21 protein-coding genes and 1 tRNA gene are annotated in these 19092 nt (G+C 66.3%); 14 read left to right on the top strand and 8 right to left on the bottom strand.

Annotated features, from left to right (window positions below; genetic code table 11):
- The first annotated feature begins 106 nt into the window (after positions 1–106).
- The 6 genes from M4J39_RS19595 (at position 107) to M4J39_RS19570 (ending at position 4633) form a co-directional block, all read left to right on the top strand.
- Positions 107–1096, top strand: coding sequence for an ABC transporter permease (locus tag M4J39_RS19595; protein WP_251730179.1), 990 nt, complete (start codon positions 107–109; stop codon positions 1094–1096).
- Positions 1093–1920: an ABC transporter permease gene (locus tag M4J39_RS19590; RefSeq protein WP_251730178.1), complete on the top strand. Its 828-nt coding sequence runs from the start codon at positions 1093–1095 to the stop codon at positions 1918–1920. The genes M4J39_RS19595 and M4J39_RS19590 overlap by 4 nt, the downstream gene beginning before the upstream one ends.
- Complete coding sequence (locus tag M4J39_RS19585) at positions 1917–2699, top strand: ABC transporter ATP-binding protein (protein WP_251730177.1); 783 nt, start codon at positions 1917–1919, stop codon at positions 2697–2699. The genes M4J39_RS19590 and M4J39_RS19585 overlap by 4 nt, the downstream gene beginning before the upstream one ends.
- The gene (locus M4J39_RS19580) at positions 2696–3481 is read left to right on the top strand and encodes an ATP-binding cassette domain-containing protein (protein WP_251730176.1); all 786 of its coding nucleotides are present in this window, start codon (positions 2696–2698) and stop codon (positions 3479–3481) included. The genes M4J39_RS19585 and M4J39_RS19580 overlap by 4 nt, the downstream gene beginning before the upstream one ends.
- A complete protein-coding gene (locus M4J39_RS19575) occupies positions 3478–4515 on the top strand; it encodes an alanine--glyoxylate aminotransferase family protein (RefSeq protein WP_251730175.1) in 1038 nt (345 codons plus the stop codon). The genes M4J39_RS19580 and M4J39_RS19575 overlap by 4 nt, the downstream gene beginning before the upstream one ends.
- 44 nt (positions 4516–4559) lie before the next feature.
- Positions 4560–4633, top strand: a tRNA-Gly gene (locus tag M4J39_RS19570).
- A gap of 65 nt (positions 4634–4698) precedes the next feature.
- Here M4J39_RS19570 and M4J39_RS19565 read toward each other — a convergent pair.
- Positions 4699–5058, bottom strand: a complete 360-nt coding sequence (locus M4J39_RS19565) for a hypothetical protein (RefSeq protein ID WP_251730174.1) — start codon at positions 5056–5058, stop codon at positions 4699–4701.
- Between M4J39_RS19565 and M4J39_RS19560 the strand changes: the two genes are divergently transcribed.
- Both M4J39_RS19560 and M4J39_RS19555 read left to right on the top strand, forming a co-directional pair.
- Positions 5047–5307, top strand: coding sequence for a DUF3861 family protein (locus tag M4J39_RS19560; RefSeq protein WP_251730173.1), 261 nt, complete (start codon positions 5047–5049; stop codon positions 5305–5307). The genes M4J39_RS19565 and M4J39_RS19560 overlap by 12 nt on opposite strands.
- 282 nt (positions 5308–5589) lie before the next feature.
- Positions 5590–6486, top strand: coding sequence for a S9 family peptidase (locus M4J39_RS19555; protein WP_251730172.1), 897 nt, complete (start codon positions 5590–5592; stop codon positions 6484–6486).
- Positions 6487–6504: 18 nt separating this feature from the next.
- Here M4J39_RS19555 and M4J39_RS19550 read toward each other — a convergent pair whose 3' ends face one another.
- Together M4J39_RS19550 and M4J39_RS19545 are read right to left on the bottom strand one after the other, a co-directional pair.
- Positions 6505–6915, bottom strand: coding sequence for a type II toxin-antitoxin system HicB family antitoxin (locus tag M4J39_RS19550; protein ID WP_251730171.1), 411 nt, complete (start codon positions 6913–6915; stop codon positions 6505–6507).
- 10 nt (positions 6916–6925) lie between these two features.
- The gene (locus tag M4J39_RS19545) at positions 6926–7108 is read right to left on the bottom strand and encodes a type II toxin-antitoxin system HicA family toxin (protein ID WP_251730336.1); all 183 of its coding nucleotides are present in this window, start codon (positions 7106–7108) and stop codon (positions 6926–6928) included.
- A 790-nt stretch (positions 7109–7898) separates the two neighbouring features.
- On the opposite strand from M4J39_RS19545, the gene M4J39_RS19540 reads away from it, so the two are divergent.
- Complete coding sequence (locus M4J39_RS19540) at positions 7899–8564, top strand: hypothetical protein (RefSeq protein WP_251730170.1); 666 nt, start codon at positions 7899–7901, stop codon at positions 8562–8564.
- 117 nt (positions 8565–8681) lie between these two features.
- Entirely contained in the window at positions 8682–8840 is a 159-nt protein-coding gene (locus tag M4J39_RS19535) for a DUF3563 domain-containing protein (RefSeq protein ID WP_251730169.1), read from the top strand.
- A 122-nt stretch (positions 8841–8962) separates the two neighbouring features.
- On the opposite strand, the gene M4J39_RS19530 is transcribed toward M4J39_RS19535, so the two are convergent.
- A complete protein-coding gene (locus M4J39_RS19530; RefSeq protein ID WP_251730168.1) occupies positions 8963–9274 on the bottom strand; it encodes a hypothetical protein in 312 nt (103 codons plus the stop codon).
- Positions 9275–9629: 355 nt separating this feature from the next.
- On the opposite strand from M4J39_RS19530, the gene M4J39_RS19525 reads away from it, so the two are divergent.
- Positions 9630–9782 (top strand): DUF3563 domain-containing protein, encoded by a 153-nt coding sequence (locus tag M4J39_RS19525; protein WP_251730167.1) that lies wholly within the window; start codon positions 9630–9632, stop codon positions 9780–9782.
- A 249-nt stretch (positions 9783–10031) separates the two neighbouring features.
- On the opposite strand, the gene M4J39_RS19520 is transcribed toward M4J39_RS19525, so the two are convergent.
- Positions 10032–10454 (bottom strand): hypothetical protein, encoded by a 423-nt coding sequence (locus M4J39_RS19520; RefSeq protein WP_251730166.1) that lies wholly within the window; start codon positions 10452–10454, stop codon positions 10032–10034.
- 509 nt (positions 10455–10963) lie between these two features.
- On the opposite strand from M4J39_RS19520, the gene M4J39_RS19515 reads away from it, so the two are divergent.
- The gene (locus tag M4J39_RS19515) at positions 10964–12583 is read left to right on the top strand and encodes a diguanylate cyclase (RefSeq protein ID WP_251730165.1); all 1620 of its coding nucleotides are present in this window, start codon (positions 10964–10966) and stop codon (positions 12581–12583) included.
- An 84-nt stretch (positions 12584–12667) separates the two neighbouring features.
- Complete coding sequence (locus M4J39_RS19510; RefSeq protein ID WP_251730164.1) at positions 12668–13354, top strand: TIGR02117 family protein; 687 nt, start codon at positions 12668–12670, stop codon at positions 13352–13354.
- On the opposite strand, the gene zwf is transcribed toward M4J39_RS19510, so the two are convergent.
- The 3 genes from zwf to M4J39_RS19495 form a co-directional block, all read right to left on the bottom strand.
- Entirely contained in the window at positions 13355–14752 is a 1398-nt protein-coding gene (gene zwf / locus M4J39_RS19505) for a glucose-6-phosphate dehydrogenase (RefSeq protein WP_251730163.1), read from the bottom strand.
- A 1-nt stretch (position 14753) separates the two neighbouring features.
- The gene (gnd, locus tag M4J39_RS19500) at positions 14754–15800 is read right to left on the bottom strand and encodes a phosphogluconate dehydrogenase (NAD(+)-dependent, decarboxylating) (RefSeq protein WP_256469825.1); all 1047 of its coding nucleotides are present in this window, start codon (positions 15798–15800) and stop codon (positions 14754–14756) included.
- Positions 15801–16014: 214 nt separating this feature from the next.
- Complete coding sequence (locus tag M4J39_RS19495) at positions 16015–18207, bottom strand: bifunctional diguanylate cyclase/phosphodiesterase (RefSeq protein WP_251730161.1); 2193 nt, start codon at positions 18205–18207, stop codon at positions 16015–16017.
- A 483-nt stretch (positions 18208–18690) separates the two neighbouring features.
- On the opposite strand from M4J39_RS19495, the gene M4J39_RS19490 reads away from it, so the two are divergent.
- A partial coding sequence (locus tag M4J39_RS19490) for a GTP-binding protein (protein WP_251730160.1) occupies positions 18691–19092 on the top strand: 402 nt, incomplete at its 3' end.

Below are 19092 nucleotides of genomic sequence, written 5' to 3'. Positions count from 1 at the left end.
CCAAGGCCGAGCGGGAGAATATTTTACCTTGCCTTGATACGGCCCGATGCTCTTCAAGGATGATGTTCCAGATATCCGGGCCGGATCGAGCCGGGAGACTTGAAGTTTGCGTCGCGCCTTGACCCTTGTCAGGCGGCGGGCCATCAGCGCCATTCCCGTGCTGCTGATCGTCGTGGTCGCCACATTTCTGATGCTTGAGGCGGCGCCGGGCGACGCGGTCGACGCCTACCTGCTCTCCGCCGGTGGCGGCGACGCGGCCCTGGCCGCCGGCCTGCGCGCCCAATACGGCCTCGATCAGTCGCTTCTCTCGCGCCTCATTCTCTACATCACGGCCCTCGGCCGGCTCGATCTTGGCTGGTCCGTCGCCTTCGAGCGGCCGGTCTTGGCGCTCATCGCCGAACGGCTGCCGACGACGCTGATGCTGATGGGCTCGGCCACGGCGCTGTCCTTCGGGCTCGGTTCGCTGCTCGGCGTCGTCGCCGGCAGCCGCCCCGGTTCCTTCCGCGACCGGGCGCTCTCCATCGGCGCGCTGACGCTCTACGCCATTCCCGGCTTCTGGCTGGGGCTCGTGCTGGTGCTGGCCTTCTCGGTGTCGCTGAGGTGGCTGCCCATCGCCGGCATCGAGACCATCGCCTCCGGCAAGCACGGCCTTGCCCGCGCCGTCGACATCGCCCGCCATCTGGCGCTGCCGGTGGCGGCCCTCGGCTTCATCTATCTAGCTCTGTTCCTCAGGGTGATGCGCTCGGCCATGGCCGAGATCTGGCGGCAGGACTTCGTGCTGGCGGCCCGCGCCAAAGGGCTGACGCGCCACCGCATCGTCTGGCGGCACGTGGCGCGCGCGGCGCTGCTGCCGCTCGTCACCGTGCTCGGCCTGCAATCGGCCGGCATGCTGGGGGGATCGGTGGTGATCGAGAGCGTGTTCGCCATTCCCGGCTTCGGGCGCCTCGCCCAGGAGGCGGTGGCAGGACGCGACGCGCCGCTCCTCATCGGCATCATCCTGACGTCGGCGGTGCTGGTGATCCTGGTCAACCTTGCAGTGGATCTCGTCTACGCCGTGCTCGACCCGCGCATCGGCGCCTCGGAGGCCAGGGGATGAGTTTCTTCCGCCGCCTCGTTTCCAGCCCCACCGGCGCCCTCGGCATGGCCCTGCTCGGCGTCATCGCCGCCACGGCGCTGCTCGCCCCGTGGCTGTCGCCCGGCGATCCCCTGCGCATCGCCGGCCCGGCGCTGTTGCCGCCCTTTACCGATCCGGCGTTGCCCTTCGGCACGGATCGCCTCGGCCGCGACGTGCTGGCCGGCCTGCTGCACGGTGCCCGCACCTCGCTGATCGTCGGCCTCGCCGCCGCCGCCGCCGCCGTGCTGATCGGCTCCATCGTCGGCACCGTCGCCGGTTTCGCCGGCAGGCTCGTCGACGAGGCCTTGATGCGCGTCGTCGATGCCTTCCAGATCGTGCCCGGCTTCCTGTTGGCGCTGGCCTTCGTGTCGGTGGCCGGCGGCTCGCTCGGCACGGTCATCCTCGCCATCGCGCTCAGCGCCTGGGCACAGCCGGCCCGCCTCGTGCGCGCCGAGGTGCTGTCGATCCGCGAACGGGACTATGTGGCGGCTGCCCGCGTCATCGGCATGCATCCGCTGGAAATCGCCTTCAAGGAGATCCTGCCCAACGCCCTGCCGCCGGTGCTGGCGCTCGCCGCCGTCATCGTCGCCGCCGCCATCCTCACCGAAGCGGCGCTGTCCTTCCTCGGTCTCGGCGACCCCAACGTCGTCACCTGGGGCTCGATGATCTCGGAGGGGCGCAACGTGCTGCGCGCCGCGCCCTTCCTGTCGGTGATCCCCGGCATCGGCCTCGTCGCCGCCGTGCTCGGCGTCTACCTCGTCAGCGAGGCGGCCGGCGAAGCGCTCGGGCGGGGAGGGCGGCCATGACCGTGCTCGCCAGCATCGCCGATCTCGCCGTCACCTATCGCCGCGCCCCGCAGCCGGCGCTCACGGGCGTGTCGCTCGACATCGAGGCAGGCGAGATCCTGGCGATCATCGGCGAAAGCGGCTCGGGCAAGTCGACATTGGCCCGCGCCATCGCCGGCCTGCTGCCGGAGCGGACGAGCGTCGCGGGCCATCTCGCCTGGCCCGGCCTCGACGGCGCCCCGCGCGCCGGCCGCGACATCGGCTACGTGTTCCAGGATCCCGGCTCCAGCCTCAATCCGGTGCTCGCCATCGGCGAACAGGCGGGGGAGGGCGCCCGCCGCCATCTCGGCCTCGACCGCCGCGCCGCCGATGCCGAAGCCGTCCGCCTTCTCGCCCGAGTTCACCTGCCCGAGCCGGAGCGCATCGCCCGCGCCTATCCGCACCAACTGTCCGGCGGACAGCGCCAGCGAGTGGCCATCGCCGCCGCCATCGCCGCCCGGCCGCGCCTCCTCATCGCCGACGAGGTGACCTCGGCGCTGGACGTGCTGGTGCAGGCGGCCATCGTCGAGCTGCTGGTCGAGCTGGTGCGGGCCGACGGCATGACGCTGGTCTTCGTCACCCACGATCTGGCGCTGGCCTCCGGCATCGCCGACCGCGTCGCCATGATGGCCGGAGGTCGCCTCGTCGAACTCGGCCCGACCTCCGAGGTGGTCGGCATGCCCAAGGCGGCCGAGACGGCGGCGCTGGTCGCCGCCCACATCGACCTCGCAACGCCACCGTTGATCGGGGAGGCGTCGTGACCGAACAGCTCCTCGTCGCCCGCGACCTTCGCCGTAGCTTCACGAGCGGCGGCCGCCACGTTCTGGCGCTCGACGGTGTGTCGCTGACCATCGCGCCCGGCGAAACGCTGGGGCTCGTCGGCGGCTCCGGCTGCGGCAAGTCGACGCTGGCGCGCGTGCTGACCCGTCTCATGGCGCCGGAGGCTGGCTCCATCGCTTTCATGGGCGAAGACTGGCTGGCGCTGGATGGCGCCCGCCTGCGGGCCGCCCGCCGACAGATGCAGATGGTGTTCCAGGACCCGCTCGCCGCCTTCAACCCGCGCGCCACGGTCGGCGGCGTCATCGCCGATGCCCTGCGCATTCACGCCGTGGTGCCCAGGGCCGAGCGGCCGAAGGAGGTGGCGCGCCTGGTCGAGCGCGTCGGCCTGCCATCCGACCTTCTGGGGCGGTCGATCCGCGAGATTTCCGGCGGCCAGCGCCAGCGGGTGGCCATCGCTCGCGCCATTTCCGTCCGGCCGCGCCTCGTCATTCTCGACGAGGCGGTATCGGCGCTCGACGTTTCGGTGCGCGGCCGTATACTGGAGCTGTTGGTCGGCCTGCAGCGGGAGACCGGTGTCGGCTATCTCTTCGTTTCGCACGACCTCGCGGTGGTGCGCGCCGTCTCGCACCGCATCGCGGTGATGGCGGCGGGCCGCATCGTCGAGGAGGGGCCGGCGGCCCGCGTCATCGCCGCGCCGTCTTCCGACGTTCTCATCGACCTGATCGGCGCGGTGCCGCGCCTGAACCGGAACCCGCGATCATGAGCGACTTCGATTCCGCCAGCCTTCTCGATCCGCCGCCGTTCCCGGCAGAGCGCGTGGCCGGCCTAGCCGATCGCCTCGCCCGGCTGATGGGCACGTCGGGCGACGTGCTGCTGGTGCAGGCCGAGGCGGTGGTGGCGCTCGAGGCGGTGGCTGCCAGCCTCGGTCGTCCGGGTTTCAAGGCGGTCAACGTCGTCACCAGCCCCTACGGTGTCTGGTTCGGCCGTTGGCTGCGCCGGGCTGGCGCCAGCGTCGTCGAGATTCGCGCCGAGGCGGCGCGGCCGGTCAGCGCGCGGGCGGTGGCGGCGGCGCTCGATGCCCACCCAGACGCCAAGCTGCTGGCGGTGGTTCACGCGGAATCGGCGAGCGGCATCCGCAATCCGCTGGAGGCCATCCTTCGGCTCGCCCGCGAACGCGGCATCATCAGCGTCGTCGACGCCGTCGCCTCGCTGGGCGGGCATGTCTTCGCCGCCGACAAGCTGGGGGCGGACATCGTCGTCACTGGACCGCAGAAGGCGCTCGGCGGGCCAGCCGGCATCTCCGCGGTCGCCGTCTCCAAACGGGCCTGGGCCGAAATCGACCGGCCGGACGCGCCGGTGACGTCCACCCTGTCGCTGGTCGACCAGAAGCGCCTGTGGCTGGACGCCGGGCGCGGCGCGCTGCCGGGCACGCCGTCGCCGCTGGAACTCTGGGCGCTGGAAGCCGCGCTCGATCGCGTCGAGGCCGAGGGTATCGCGCAGATCGTCCATCGCCACGCCGAGGCGGCGCTCGCCGCGCGCGACGGCCTCAAGGCCCTGGGCCTTGTGGCGTGGGCCGTGCCGGAGGAGGCCTCCCACCTTATCACCGCCTTCGCGCCGCCCCCCGGCGTCGATGCCACCGCCCTTCTCGAAAGCCTCAAGGCCGCCGATCCCGAGTTCTCCTTCGGCGTCGGCGCCGGGGCCGACCGTCTCATCCGCCTCAACCACACCGGCCGCCGCGCCGATTCCGTCGTGGTTCACGCCATGATCTCGGCCATCGCCGCCGCCCTGCGTCCCTGACGTTGACAAGGCGGCCGCACCTCCCTAAACATCCGGTCCTCGAAGCGGGTGTAGCTCAATGGTAGAGCAGCAGCCTTCCAAGCTGAATACGAGGGTTCGATTCCCTTCACCCGCTCCAGCACTTAGCTCATTTCGTGCGACGTTCCGTGCGAGGGCGCTTTCATACAGCCCGATTCGAGCATTTTAGATCGCCAGTTGCGTACTGTAGCGCGCAAAATCAAATGGCAGCGCGCGCAAGATCAAATGGCGATAATTATAGTCTATATTATTCAGTGAATTAGAGTCTTTTTCAGACGCAAACGGCAATGCCATTTGTTCTTGCGCGAAATCACAAACAAAAGCTACCAACGCTTTGGAAAATATCCAGAAAGCCCAATAAGCTAAAAGTGCCATTTGTTCTTGCGCGCTACACCCGACGGCCATCACAATGGCGTTAGGCGGGCTTGTTTGGCTCTGCGCCGGATTTACAGTTGTTCCCCGAACAACGCCGCTCGCCGGAAGGGTGAGCGCCGATTGCCGAAAGGGAAGATCTTGGCCAAACATCGCTTCCGCGTCACCGTCGACGCCACTCCCGAGGCTTCAGGGCGACCGCTTGTTTTCGAGTTCGACAGTCACGACGATCTGATCGCGCTCGCCGACCGCATTGGCAAATCCGGCGACGACGATCTTCTGTTCTTCGTTGGCCTCAAGCTGTTCGGCGAGGCGCTGCTCGCCCGCCGGGACGATCCGCTCCTCAAGGAATTTCGCCCGCATTTCGGCGAACTCATGAAGGCCATCAAGAGCAAGGGATGAGCGTAAGGCTCCCCGAAGGGCGATGCGGGGGGACGACCCGTGCCGCCTCGGGGGCAATCCCGGAGCGCAGGGAAGGGCGCGAGGGTGCGTTCGGGCGTTGACCACGCCTGCCCGCAATTTGGCTATCGCCAACGGAAATGGTCTGAGCTAGGCTCGGTGAAAATGACAAGCATCTCCGCTGCAAAGCGCTTAATTCATTGCATTTTAGTATTTCATAAGCCCTTGCCGGGCGTCGGTGAACGCGACGGATTCATCCGGCAAGGTCGCCACGAGGAGCCGCTCATGAGCAAGACTGCGTTTGCAACCGTTACTGCCTTGGCTTTGGCTTGCGTTCTTTCAGTCCCCAGCGCGCTCGCCGCCGAGCAGACCGTCACGCTCCAGGTCGACGGAAGGAAGATTGTCGGAACGCTGAACATTCCCGACGACGTCGAGACGCCGCCGGTGGCCCTTCTGCTGCATGGATTCACCGGCAGCCGCGACGAACTCGCCATCCCCTCGGCCGACAACGAGGGCATCTTCCGGCGCACCGCTCGCATGTTTGCCGACCGGGGGATCGCCAGCCTGCGAATCGACTTCCTGGGCAGCGGTGACAGCGAGGGCGATTACGCCGATACGACGCTTCAGGGGCAGGTCGCCGACGCCATGGCCGCCGTGGATTTTCTTGGCGCGCGCACCGACATCGACCCGAGGAAGATCTCGCTTGTCGGGTGGAGCCTAGGCGGCACGGTCAGCGCCGTCGTTGCCGGACGCAGCAAGACGCCGATCGCCTCCGTCTCGCTTTGGCAGCCCGCCAACAACCCGGCAAACGCCATGGCTTTCCTGATGGGCACGGATGCCGTGAGCAAGGGGTTGGCGACAGGGGATGTTCCGCTGGAAGCCAAGCTGCCCTGGGGCTCGACCGTCAGCCTCAAGGAGCCCTTCTTCAGGAGTTTGACGCAGATCGATCCGGTGGCGGAGAGCGTTGCCTATCACGGCCCGTTGCTGGTGACCGCAGGCCTCAACGACGCCATCGTCTTCCCCCAGCCGGAGTCCGCCCAGGTCTTCCTCTATTATCATCAGGGGCCGGGGGAGCTCTGGACCCGGCCGATGGATCACTCCTTCAACTCCTTCCAGGACCACGTCACGGTCGACGAACTGATCGACAAGACGGCCGACTTCATTGAGACGGCGTCGAAGTAAGCGGGAGCTGTCTGCCCGTCACGCCGCCGAGGCGCGCTTTCCTTCGATTTCGCGGCGCGCGAGATCGGCGATAAAGGCTGACCGCGTCAGTCCGCGCGCCTTGGCGATCTGGTCGATGGCGGCCAGCAAGCCGGCGTCCATGGTGATGTTGGCCTTTGTCGTTCGCCCGGTCAGGCTGATCAGCGGAACGGCCAGCAGAAAGGCGCCTGCCGCCAGATCCTCTTTGACCTCTTCGTCCTCGCGAATGACGTCCAACGGACGGGCCTCGGGCAGGGGCTCCCCCTCAAGATGCAACGATAGCGCTTCGCTGGCATTGCTCAAGAGGTCGTCCATCTCATCGGCCGCCGAGAAGCAGCCGGGAACGTCGGGGAAGTGAATACCGAAGGCGCTGTCCGCGTCCTTATGCACAACGCCGATATAGTGGCGCATGAGAGGCCTCCTACAGCCATCCGGCTTGCTTGTAGATGTTCCGGACCGTGCCGACAGGTAGATCCTTCTTGGGATGAGGAACGGTGACGATCTTGTCGCCTTTCCTGAACTTGTGGTGGGAACCGGTGACTTTCACCAAGTCGAAGCCGTCCGTCTCCAGACGCTTGATGATGTCCCTGCTGTTGGTTTCCACCGAGTGCTCTCCCGATGCGCATATAAATACGTCTTGCCGGTGCGGTTCACAAGTGGCGTCGGTCCTCGCTTGAGTATGACAACCCCTTCTCCCGTATGAATCAGCCACATCGCAAGCGCACCACGCCTTGCAATGGACAGTTTCCTTCTTGGAACGGGAGGTGGGCATGCGGATGCGGGCAAGCGGGGGCGATCGATGAGCATTGCCGGCCTGATCGAACAGATGGCCGCCGCCGGCGCGCCCATCGATGCCATCGTCATCGCCGTCCGGGCGGTGGAGGAGGGCAATGCCGTCGAGACGGAACGTCGCGCCAGGGCGACCGAGCGCAAGCGCCGGCAGCGTGACAGGCAGCGTGACGGTCACGCGACGGTCACCGGACGGTCTCAGGGCTCCCCCCATCCCCCCTCTTTCCCCCACACCCCCAAACACCCCCCTATATCCCCCCAGACTACACCGGACGAGGCACGCGACCCGGTTTCCGAACGTCGGTCAGGGCCGGAGCCCGAACCGCGACCGATTTCGAAGCCGGATGGCGATACGCTGGGCGATGAACTGGCGGAAGCCGGGGGAGGGGCGCTTGCCAAGCCCGCCTCGGCGCCGGGGCTCCTCGTCCTCTCCGAGCCGATGAACTGGATCCGCAACGGCTGCGACCTTCGCGCCGACATTCTCCCGACCATCCGGGCCCGCTGCAGTCGGGCCGGACCGTCGAGCATCCGTTCCTGGAGCTACTTCACCGAAGCCGTCTACCAGGCCCGCGACAATCGTCTGAAACCCGCACCGGAGCCGAACCGTGCCCAATCCTCCCGCACTTCCCGCAGCCCTTGCCAACCTTCTCCAGCATCGCCCCACGACGCTCTCCTTGCCGCCTTCGCTCGCCGAGCTGGAGCGCACCTTGCAGCCCACGGAGGCAGCGAGCCGAACCCCGACCCTGAGCCGGGCTCTCACGCCGGACGAACGATCGATCTTGTCGCAGTTGGTGGATGAAGTTGCCCCTTATGCCGAGGCCAAGCCCGACGCGTTCAGTGCGCTGAGGCACGTCGCCAAGCTCCTCGCCGCGTTCCCCGCCGGCAACATGAGCGACGCGGTCATCGATGCCCGCTCGGAAGCCTACGACATCGCCCTCGAAGACGTGCCGGCCTGGGCGGTCGAGGTGGCGGCCAAGCGCTGGATCAAGGGCGACGTGGCTCCCCTTGGCGACAAGCCGAACCTCTCCTTCCCGCCATCGCCGCCCCAGCTCCGCGCGCTGGCGCTCGATGAACTGGCCAAGATGCGCGGCGCGCTATGGCGCTACCGGCGGCTCCTGGCGGGCAAACCGGAGCGCGTGGTGCCGCCGGAGCCGCGGCGGGAGGTGCCGGCCGACATTCTCGGGGCACTCGGCCTCGGGGCGTTCGGCCGGTGGCCCGACGCGGCCAGGCCGACCGGCCCCGACGACAGCGCTTCGCCAAAGAGAATCTGAAGCCGTCCTTCAGAAGTTGCGATTAGGTTGCAAGCCTTTCCTCGCCTATATTGAGGGCGTCAAAGAGATGAGAGAAAAGAGGCCGGAAACCTCCGGTCTGAGAGAAGGAAAACCGAGATGTTCGCCACCCTCAAGCGTACCGCCAAGGCCCTCCGCGTTCCCACCCAGGCCGAGCGCGATCTGGCCTACCTGAACGAGGCCGGTGACCGTTACGACCTCGAGGCTCGCGAGCGGAACCTCAGCCGCCGCAACCTCAACCGGACCCTCGGTCTCTGAGGATCGACCGGCCACGCCGGCACGCAAACCGACATCGAGCGCTCGAAACCTGGCCGGTTCGGGCGCTTTGTCGTACGCGAGGCATTGCGAGCCGGAAGCCGATGGAGCCGCCTTACCCTCCGTCAGTAATCGCAGTAGCCCCCATCCATGTCGATCATCCCCCGTTCTCCATCGAACATGAGACGCATGTCGCAGGTTTCCGTGTCGGGAGCGGAAATCGGCCCGGCGCAGAGGGCCTCGTCCGACATGTAGAGTTCCGCATACCAGCGATGATGCACATAGGTCTGGAAGCCGACCGTCTCTTGCGGCTGAACCAGGCCGTAGTCCTTCAGCTGGCCGTCGAAGTCCGACCAATAGATGCGAACCATGGAGTTGGTGTCGTTGGTGAACCGGACGCCGGTTGGAATGTTCGTTTCGGGCGATGGCGGCTTCATGTCTCCGCATCCGCCGGCGGACGCAAGGGATGCCTGAACGGCAACCATCGAGAAAACAACGGCACCAAATAGATATCGCTTCATGATCGGCCTTCCCCGGGGCTCTTGTCGACACCTCATCATCTGCACGGAAAGCTCAACATTGGCAATGGCTTTCTAAGTAAAATTGCCCATACCAAGGTTCTTGCCTGACCGGCGAGCGACAGTCATCGCCCCACGGCCGACCGACAGAGAATCTGAACGTGGCTTTCAGAACTTGCGATTAGGTCGCAGAGACTTTTGGAGCTATGTTTTGGGCGTCGAAAGAAATGAGAGAAAGAGGCCGGAAACCTCCGGTCAGGAAAGGAAAAACGAATTGTTCGCCACCCTGAAGCGTGCCGCCAAAGCCCTCCGCGTTCCGACCACCGAAGAGATGGAACTGGCCTACATCTACGAAGCCGGCGACCGCTACGATCTCGAGGCCCGCGAGCGCAACCTCATCCGCCGCAATCGCACCCTCGGCTTCTGATGGCACGGCGGCCCTGTCGCCGCCATCGATCACGATGACGTCCAGCGCTCGACACCTGACCGGTTCGGGCGCTTTGTCGTATCCGGACGATGGTATCCGAAAGCGCCGCCCCGAAACGCGAAATCGGCCGCCCTCGCGGACGACCGATTTGCTGTGACTCCAGTGCTACTCGAAGTGGATCGGGGGCTGGCCGGCCGCTGGAGTCGACGGCCGGCCCCTCCCTCAACCGGGCGATCTCCTAGATCGAGATCAGCCGCGGAGGTTGTGTTCCCATTCTTCGCTGGCGTTGCGGTAGAAGACGGGCTTCGGATAACGGGCGGCATCGGCCTTGGCAGCCTCGGCGTTGGCCGGGTTGTCGATCACGACGGTGCTGCTGAACTGCGGGTCGTTGTCGCGGGCGGCCGGATCGAACGTGGTCACCACGCGGGCGCCGGTGGCCGAGCCATGGGTGCCGATGACGGCGCCGGACTTCGCAGCCTGCGCGGCTTCGGCATAGCGGGCCGCGTCGGCCTTGGCGGCAAGCGCGTTGGCGCTGTTGACGTTGGCGGGGGCCGCAACGAAGTTGGGATCGTTGGTGCCGGCCGCCGGGTCGAAGGAAAGCGAGCCGGCGCTGGCGAGGGAGGGAACCAGGACGGCGGCGAAGGCGAGCGAGGCAATCAGGGAGGTCTTCATTTCAAAACTCCAGTTTCCGTATATGTCTTGTTTCGTGTCTGGCAGCGGGGAGGTCTTTATCGCTGCCCGATGACCGTCATTTAGGTGGCTTCCGTTCACGCTCAAATGGCCCTTGGATGACACTTGCGGGCGGTCGATTTGATCGCTGGTCGCGAAGCCGTGTTCGAAAGGTGAACGGCGCGGTTTGGAATAGGCGCAGGTCGCCCGAGCGCCGGGACAGGTCCGGCATGCGCCGCCAGGAGCGGCGTCTGGGGGCCTCCGACGCCGGGGAAGCGGCGTGTTTCCGGGGCCGAGGCGGCGATGCCGGCGCGGCCGTCGCCAAACGGCGAAGTGATATCCAACATATGGAAATTTAAGAGTTTCTCGGTTAGCTTAATGTCCAGGGAGAGGTATCAGGGCTGTGCGACGGCGGCCTGTGATCACGAGGTTCGGCGATGGACGAGCGGCATTTCTCTCGGGCGGAAACACGGGATCCGGCCTCCGCCTGCGCCACATCCGAATGCACTCGGATGCTGTTGCGCTGCCCGACGATGAACGATACCCGCTGCATCCTCTTCGACACGCTGTTCGGAACCAACTCGGCGCCCATCGTTCTGATCGACCCCGCGAGCGACGGCGCCATCGTCGATGCCAACAGGAAGGCGCTGGAGTTCTACGGCTACAGCCGGGAAGAGTTCCGGGAACTTCACGTCTATGACATCAACACGCTCGGCCGGTCGGTGCTGCCGGTGATGCGCGAGATCTCCTCCTGGTCGGGCGGGCATTATCCGCAGCGCTTCCGCCACAGGCTGGCCGACGGAACGGTGCGCGACGTGCAGGTCTATGCCGGCCCCGTCGATCTGATCGACCGGAAGCTGCTGCTCTGCGTCATTCAGGACATCACCCAGGTGATCGAGGCCGAGCAGTTCAATCGTCTGCTGCTCGAAAGCGTCAACATCGGCGTCTGCGGCATCGATGGCGGGGGGATGTTCACCTTCGTCAATCCCGAGGCGGTCAGGGCCTTCGGCTTCCTTCACGAAAGCGAAGTCATCAAGCTCGGCATTCATCGCTTTCTCGGCGAGGCCGACCGGCCTCTGGACGGCGAGGCGCATCGCGTTCTCGAGGCCGTGGCGACGGGAACGGCCGTGCAGGGGCTGGAATGCATGATGCGGCGGGAAGACGGCACGCCCTTTCCCGTCCGACTCGTCGCGAGCCCGATCCGCGTCGGTGATCAGGTGAAGGGGGCAGTCATCAGCTTCACCGATCTGACGCGGGAGAGAGAGCGCGAGGACGAGGTCGCCGACCTCATGAACGCCATACCCGGCGCCGTCTTTCAGGCCGTGATGAAGCCGGGGAAACACTTCGAGATCACCTATTTCAACGGCGCCGCCAAGAGCTTCCTCGGTCTTGCCGATGGTGACGATCCGACGTCGGCCGCCGTGCTTTCGCCGCTGCTGACGCGGTCCGGCTGGGTCGATCTGCTGCGCAGCCTCAGGCGATCCGCCGGTCGGCTCCAGGCCTGGGAGCGCGAGTTCCCGATCAAGGGCGCCGACGAGGGCAGATGGCTGCTCGGTCGGGCAAGCACGCGCCGCCAGCCCAACGGCGACGTCGTGTTCAACGGCGTGCTCCTGGACATCACCGACCGCAAGCTGCTGGAGGCCCGCCTGGAGGATGCCGCCCTGACCGATCCGCTGACCGGTCTCCGCAACCGGCGCCATTTCGAGATCGCCTTGAAGGAGGCGGAAAAGCGCCAAGCCGCCGCCAGCAGTCCCTACTCGCTGATGGTGATCGACATCGACCACTTCAAGCAGCTCAACGATCGGCATGGCCATGACGCCGGTGACGACGTGCTGCGCCGCGTGGCCGATACCCTTCGGCTCCGGTCCCGCCAGTCCGACTGCGTCGCGCGCTGGGGTGGCGAGGAGTTCGCGCTCCTGCTGCCGGGCACGGCGCTGGGTCTGGCGTCGGCGCTTGCCAACGATATCCGCGGCGCCGTCGCCGAGGCCGGGCTGTCCGTGGATGGGTTGTCGGTCAGCATCGGCGTGGGCGAGGCCGCCCAAGGCGAAGACGCCGGCGACTTCTTCAGGCGCATCGACGCCGCGCTCTACCGCGCCAAGGCCAATGGCCGCAATCGGGTGGAACTCGCCTGACAGAGCCGCCTCGTACGCCCTGGGCGCCTTGGCCTTTCGGCTTGAGGTTTGGCTTCGATATCGGAAGGCACAAGACGAGACGCCATGAGATCCGTACGTTTTGCCTTGAGCGGCGTGCTGCTGCTTTTGCTCTTGCTGGTCTGTGGCGCCGTCATTCCGCGGCCGTTTCTTGCACCGGTGAAGGCATCGTCCGGTTCCGACGACCTTCGACGCATTCTCGTGCTCTCCGGGCCGATCCATTCCGACATCGCCATTCCGCTCGACGACGCGACGCGCTCGGCTTTCCCGTTTCTCGCCCCGGCGGGCATTCCCGTCGGGCACCCGGAGGCGCGATGGCTGATCGTCGGTTGGGGCGGCCGTGCCTTCTATCTGGAAACGCCGACCTGGGCCGACTTGAAGCCGCTGCCGGTGTTGCGCGCCCTGACCGTCGACAGGTCGGTGCTGCATGTCGATGTCGCGGGAAGCGCTCTTGCAGCCCAGCCCGGCGTTGCGGCATTCGATGTAGCCCCGGAAAGCCTTGCGCGGCTGATCGCTTTCGTTGCCGGCAGTTTCGCCCTGGAGACTGGTACGGTAGCGATCCCGGACGCCGGCTACGGGCGCTATGACCGCTTCTTCGAGGCCAGGGGCTTCTTCAATGTTCTGATCGGCTGCAACACCTGGACGGCCGCCGCCTTGCGGACGGCCGGCCTGCGGTCGGGGCTGTGGACCCCGCTGCCGCAGTCGTTGGTTCTCTCTCTCCGGCTGTTCAACGGACCGGACGATGCGCCTTGATCAGCTCTTGGGATCGACCCATCCGCCGACGGGCTCGAAGCCAGCCATGGCCTCCCTCGGGCCCCAGGTGCCGGGCTTGTAGAGCGACGGGGCGGTGCTCGCTTCCAGCACCGGCTCGACGATCTGCCAGGCGAGTTCGGCCATGTCCTCGCGGGTGAACAGCTGGCGGCGGCCGTTCATCGCGTCGCCGATCAGCCGCTCGTAGGGCAGCACGTTGTCCATGCCGTCGCTGACGGCGGTGAGCTCCACCGCCTCGCCGACCATGTCGCCACCGTTGGCCTTGCGGCGGGCGCCGATGCCGATCGACACCTCCGGCCCCAGACGGAAGCGCATGGAGTTGGCTTCGCCCGGCCGGATCGGGTCGAACACTTCCAGCGGCGGGCGCTTGAAGCGGACCACCACCTCGGTGGCGCGCACCGGCAGGTTCTTGCCGGCGCGGATGTAGAAGGGCACGCCCTGCCAGCGCCAGGTGTCGACGAAGAGGCGCACCGCCACGAAGGTCTCGACGCGCGAGTTGGGAGCGACGCCCGGCTCGTCGCGATAGCCTTCGAACTGCCCCCTGACCACGTCGCGCTCTTCCAGCGGGCGGATGGCTTTCAGCACCTGCACCTTCTCGTCGATCAGGTCGTCCGACAGCGCGTTGACCGGCGGCTCCGTGGCGAGCAGCAGCAGGATGTTGATGAGGTGGTTCTGCACCACGTCGCGCAGCGCCCCCACCTCCTCATAGAAGCGGCCACGCCCCTCGACGCCGAAGTTCTCGGCCATGGTGATCTGGACGCTGTCGATGTAGTTGCGATTCCACAGCGGTTCCAGGAACGAGTTGGCGAAGCGGAAATAGAGAAGGTTCTGGATCGCTTCCTTGCCGAGATAGTGGTCGATGCGGAAGATCTCGTCTTCCCTGAAGACCGTGTGCAGGACACGGTTGAGCTCCTGCGCCGAGGCAAGGTCGCGGCCGAACGGCTTCTCCACCATCAGCCGCGCGCCGGCCGAGAGATTGGCCTGCTTGAGGCCGGCGGTCACCGAGACGAACATCGACGGGGGAATGGCGAGGTAGTAGAGCACGCGTCGACGGTCCGACAGCGCCTCGCCGAGGCGGGTGAAGGTCGAGGGATCCTGGTAGTCGCCCGGGACGAAGCGCATGAGGCCGGCGAACTTGGCGAAGGTCGCCTCGTCGATGTCGCCGCAACTGGCGGCGATGCTTTCCCGCGCCCGCTCCAGCAGCTTTTCGACACTCCACCCGTCGCGGGCGACGCCGACGATCGGCTCATTGAGATTGCCGCGCCGCACCATCTGGTAGAGCGAGGGGTAGATCATCTTGCGGGCGAGGTCGCCGGTGGCACCGAAGATGACCAGCGCGTCCGACCGGCCGTTACGGGTTTCCTTGATGGCTCTCGGCATGTCAGTGGCCCTCCCCAGATTTTTCGATGTGGCCGCCGAAGGCCTGGCGCATGGCCGACAGCACCTTGTTGGCAAACTCGTCGTTGCCGCGCGAGGCGAAGCGGCTGTAGAGCGCCGACGACAGCACCGGAACCGGTACGCTGGTGTCGATGGCAGCCCTCAGCGTCCAGCGCCCCTCGCCGGAGTCGGAGACGTGCCCCTGGTAGGACGTCAGGTTCGGGTCGGCTGCCAGCGCCGACGCCGTCAGGTCGAGCAACCACGAACTGATGACGCTGGCGTGTCGCCACACCTCGGTGATGGCGGCCACGTCGAAGTCGTAGCGGTAGTATTGCGGCTCCTCGAGCGGGCTGGTCTCGGCGTCGGCCTTGCGCGCCACGGCGCCGGCATTGGCCGATTTCAGCACGTTCAGCCCCTCGGCATAGGCCGCCATCATGCCGTATTCGATGCCGTTGTGGATCATCTTGACGAAGTGGCCGGCGCCGGCAGGGCCGCAGTGGAGATAGCCGCGCTCGGCCGTGCCGAACGACGGATCGCCGCCGGGGGCGAGCGAAGCGAAGATCGGGTCCAGCCGGGCCACAGCGTCGGTGTCGCCACCAATCATCAGGCAGTAGCCGCGCTCGGCGCCCCAGACGCCGCCCGACGTGCCGACGTCGAGGAAGTGGATCCGGGCGGTGGCGAGTTCGCCGGCCAGATCGACGGCCTTGCGATAGTTGGAGTTGCCGCCGTCGATGATCGTGTCGTCGGGCGAAAGCCGAGTCGACAGGTCGCGCACGGCGCTCTCGGTGACGGCGGCGGGCAGCATGAGCCAGACGGCGCGCGGCGGCTTCAGCTTCGCCACCAGATCGTCGACCGAGGCGGCGGCGACGGCGCCTTCCTTTTCGAGGGCGGCGACGCTGTCGCGGTTGAGGTCGTAGGCGACCACCTCGTGGCCGCTGGCCATCAACCGCCGCGCCATGTTGTAGCCCATCCGGCCCAGTCCCATCATTCCGATCTGCATTGTCATTCTCCGGAAAGCCCTCGTGGATTGGCGGCTGCTCTGCCAGGTCAACCGTGAACCTTCGCCTGGTGACCAAATGTCTCGATCTGGTCGACGAACGCTCCGGGCCCGGGGCGGTGCATCGCTGCCGAACTGCCAGTCCGTTGCAACCGAATAAGTATATTACCTAGGCCGGGAGTAAATGGCCCGTGCGATCACGTTCGGAGGAGATTTCGGTGAGCGCCGGTCGTCCGGGCGCGCGGCGCGGGTAGGGGAAGGGGCGCCTCTAGGGGGTGATGGTCTCGGCGCCGCTCAGGATCGCCGACAGTTGCTGCGGCGGCATAGGCTTTCCGAGGAGGTAGCCCTGAAGCTCGTCGCAGCCGAAGGCGCGCAGGATCTCCCGCTGTTCGGCCGTCTCGACGCCCTCCGCCGTCGTCTTGAGGCCCTTGGCGTGCGCCATGGAGATCATGGCCTTGACGATTTCCGCATCGCCCTCGGATTCGGTGATGCTCGTCACGAAGCTCCGGTCGATCTTGATGCGATCGAAGTCGATGTTCCTCAGCCGCTCGAAGGTCGACGATCCCGTACCGAAGTCGTCGATGGCGATGGCGATGCCGGCCGCGTTCAGCGTCCTGATGTTCAGCATGCCGACTTCCTCGGTGCCGGCAAAATCCGTTTCCGTGATCTCCAGTTCGAGCCGGTCGGGCGGGAATCCGATCTTCTCCAGGGTGCCCAGCACGGTCTCGGCGAAGCCGGCGGCGCGTAACTGGACGGGCGACACGTTGACGGCCAGATGCTCGACGGGCCAGGCGATCGCGTCCCGGCAGGCGGTCTCCAGCACCCACAGGCCCAGGTCGGCGATGAGGCCCGCTTCCTCGGCGATCGGAATGAACTGCGCGGGTGAAATCGCCCCGCGGTCCGGATGTTGCCAGCGGACGAGCGCTTCCACGCCCAGCATGTGGCCGCCATGGCCGGCAAATTTCGGCTGGTAGACGACGGACAGGGGCGCCTTGGTCCGAAGCGCCTCGCGAAGCTCTGTCTCCAGGGCCGCTCGGTTCTGGATGGCATCGTCCATCTGCGTGCCGAAGATCGAGAAGCGCCGGCGCCCGGCCGTCTTGGCGTGGTAGAGGGCGACGTCGGCCTTGCGGTTCAGCTCCGCCCGGTCGGTTCCGTCGTAGGGCGCCATCGACACGCCGATGGAAACGCCGACGAAGGCGCGCCGGCCGTCGATGTCCATCGGTTCGGCCAGACTTTCGACGAGCCGGCCGCAGAGCTGCTCGATCTCGCGCCGGGTCCTGTTGGGGATCAGGGCGGCGAACTCGTCGCCACCGACGCGGTAGATCGGTGCATTGGCCGGCAGGATCTCGGACGTTCGCCGGGCAAATTCCACCAGCACGGCGTCGCCGACCTGATGCCCCAGGATGTCGTTGACCTGCTTGAACCGGTCGAGATCCATGAACAGGAAGGCGAGGGGATCGGGCTGCTGGCGGTTGGAGAACTGCTCGATCATTTCGTCCGCCGCCCGTTCGTAGGCCGAGCGATTGAGCAGGCCGGTGAGAGGATCGTGGGAGGCAAGGTAGCGGATATGGGCGTCGTTCCTGAGCCGGTCCAGCTTGCGCCGGTAGGACGCCGACGAGATGATCAGCGTGCCGACCAGCAACACCGATCCCACCAGGGCCAGTACCGGCGAGAGCGAGGCGAGAAGACGCTGGCCTGGCCGGAAGGGCAGCCACTGGAACGCGACGACGACGTCTCCGCCGTCGCTGGACAGGGATATCGACACATGGCGGGGATCTTGCTGATCCGACGGAACGAACTTCAGATCCTCAAGGACGTGCGCCTGCCCAACCCTGTCGATGATGGAGCCATCCAGATACTGCACGGCGACGTGAACCCGAATTGACGAAAGGGGCTGTTCCAGCTCTCCCGAGTCGGAGAGGATCGGCTTGACGCTGACGACCGCCGGACGACCGGCGATGTAGACATAGTCGGTGACGCCGATGGACTGTTCCTGGCTTCCCTCGGGTGGGGTCTCGGCGGCGGCGAGCTTCGACCGCAACGCTTGCAGGTATGGCTTCAAAAGGTCGCGGCGCAACTCGAAGAAGGCGGCCGGCTTCACCTGCTCCTCGGCAAAGGCATAGATCGGACGCTCCTGCCCGTCGAGGACATAGGCTTCGTCGAAGCCGAAGAACGAATGCATCCACGTGCCGAGATTGCCGTCGATCCACTCCTCGTTGCCGCTCGTGGCGGTTCTCTCGACCGCTTCGTCCCAGAAGGTGGAGCTTTCCTGGTTGTGCGCGAGGTTGGTGCGAATTTCCCGCAGGGCATAGCCGGCGATTTCGCCCTGTCGCCGGATGTCCTCGTTGTCGACCGAGCGGGCGACCCACACCAGGAACGCCCCCATTGCGGACAGGGCGAGAACCATTGCCAACAGGGAAGCGACGACGCGGGACAGGAATAGAGAGAACTGCTGGTTCATCGAGGCGTCCGAAATCCCGGTTGGCGTGCTTGTCCGCCCTGCGCACCGGCTCTCTTCTTGCCCACCTAAACGCCATGCCCATTAAGAACCGGTTATTTCCCCTTGCGAATGCTGAACATGTTCAAGCAACGGCACGCGCGCGTTCCTCCGGCATTCGGCACGGCGCGCATGGGAGATGCCGCCCGCGGCCTCGATTTCCCGGAGCCGGCGAGCCCTTTCAAGGATCGGTTTTCGCCGCCGCGTCGGTGAGCGAGCGGCGGGCGTGCGGCGAGCAAGACTTTAGCCCTGTGGCGAGCTTGAAATTTCAAGGAAAGCGGTCCATATGGCTCAGCCTTGGCGCCGATTGCTCTTTGCGGGGAGAGCGGCGCTAATCAGGGCTTGAACCTTGCGTTAAAAGGCACTATTCGACCCGCCGACCGGCCGCCCCGGTTCGGGGGCAGCGCACGAAAAGGCCCCATCAAACCTTTCGAGAGAGACGAAGCGATGGCCAAGGAAAAGTTTTCGCGGACGAAGCCGCACTGCAACATCGGCACGATCGGTCACGTTGACCACGGCAAGACGTCGCTGACTGCGGCGATCACCAAGGTGCTCGCCGAGACCGGTGGCGCGACGTTCAAGGCCTATGACCAGATCGACGCGGCTCCGGAAGAGAAGGCGCGCGGCATCACGATCAACACGGCGCACGTCGAGTACGAGACGGAGAACCGTCACTACGCGCACGTCGACTGCCCAGGCCACGCCGACTACGTGAAGAACATGATCACCGGCGCCGCCCAGATGGACGGCGCGATCCTGGTGGTTTCGGCCGCCGACGGCCCGATGCCGCAGACCCGCGAGCACATCCTGCTCGCCCGTCAGGTCGGCGTTCCCGCCATCGTCGTGTTC

Source organism: Pleomorphomonas sp. NRK KF1 (assembly GCF_023721755.1).
In the GTDB taxonomy this organism is placed as follows: Bacteria; Pseudomonadota; Alphaproteobacteria; order Rhizobiales; family Pleomorphomonadaceae; genus Pleomorphomonas.
The sequence above is the reverse complement of the archived record's forward strand: the minus strand, read 5'-3'. Positions and strand labels throughout refer to the sequence as shown.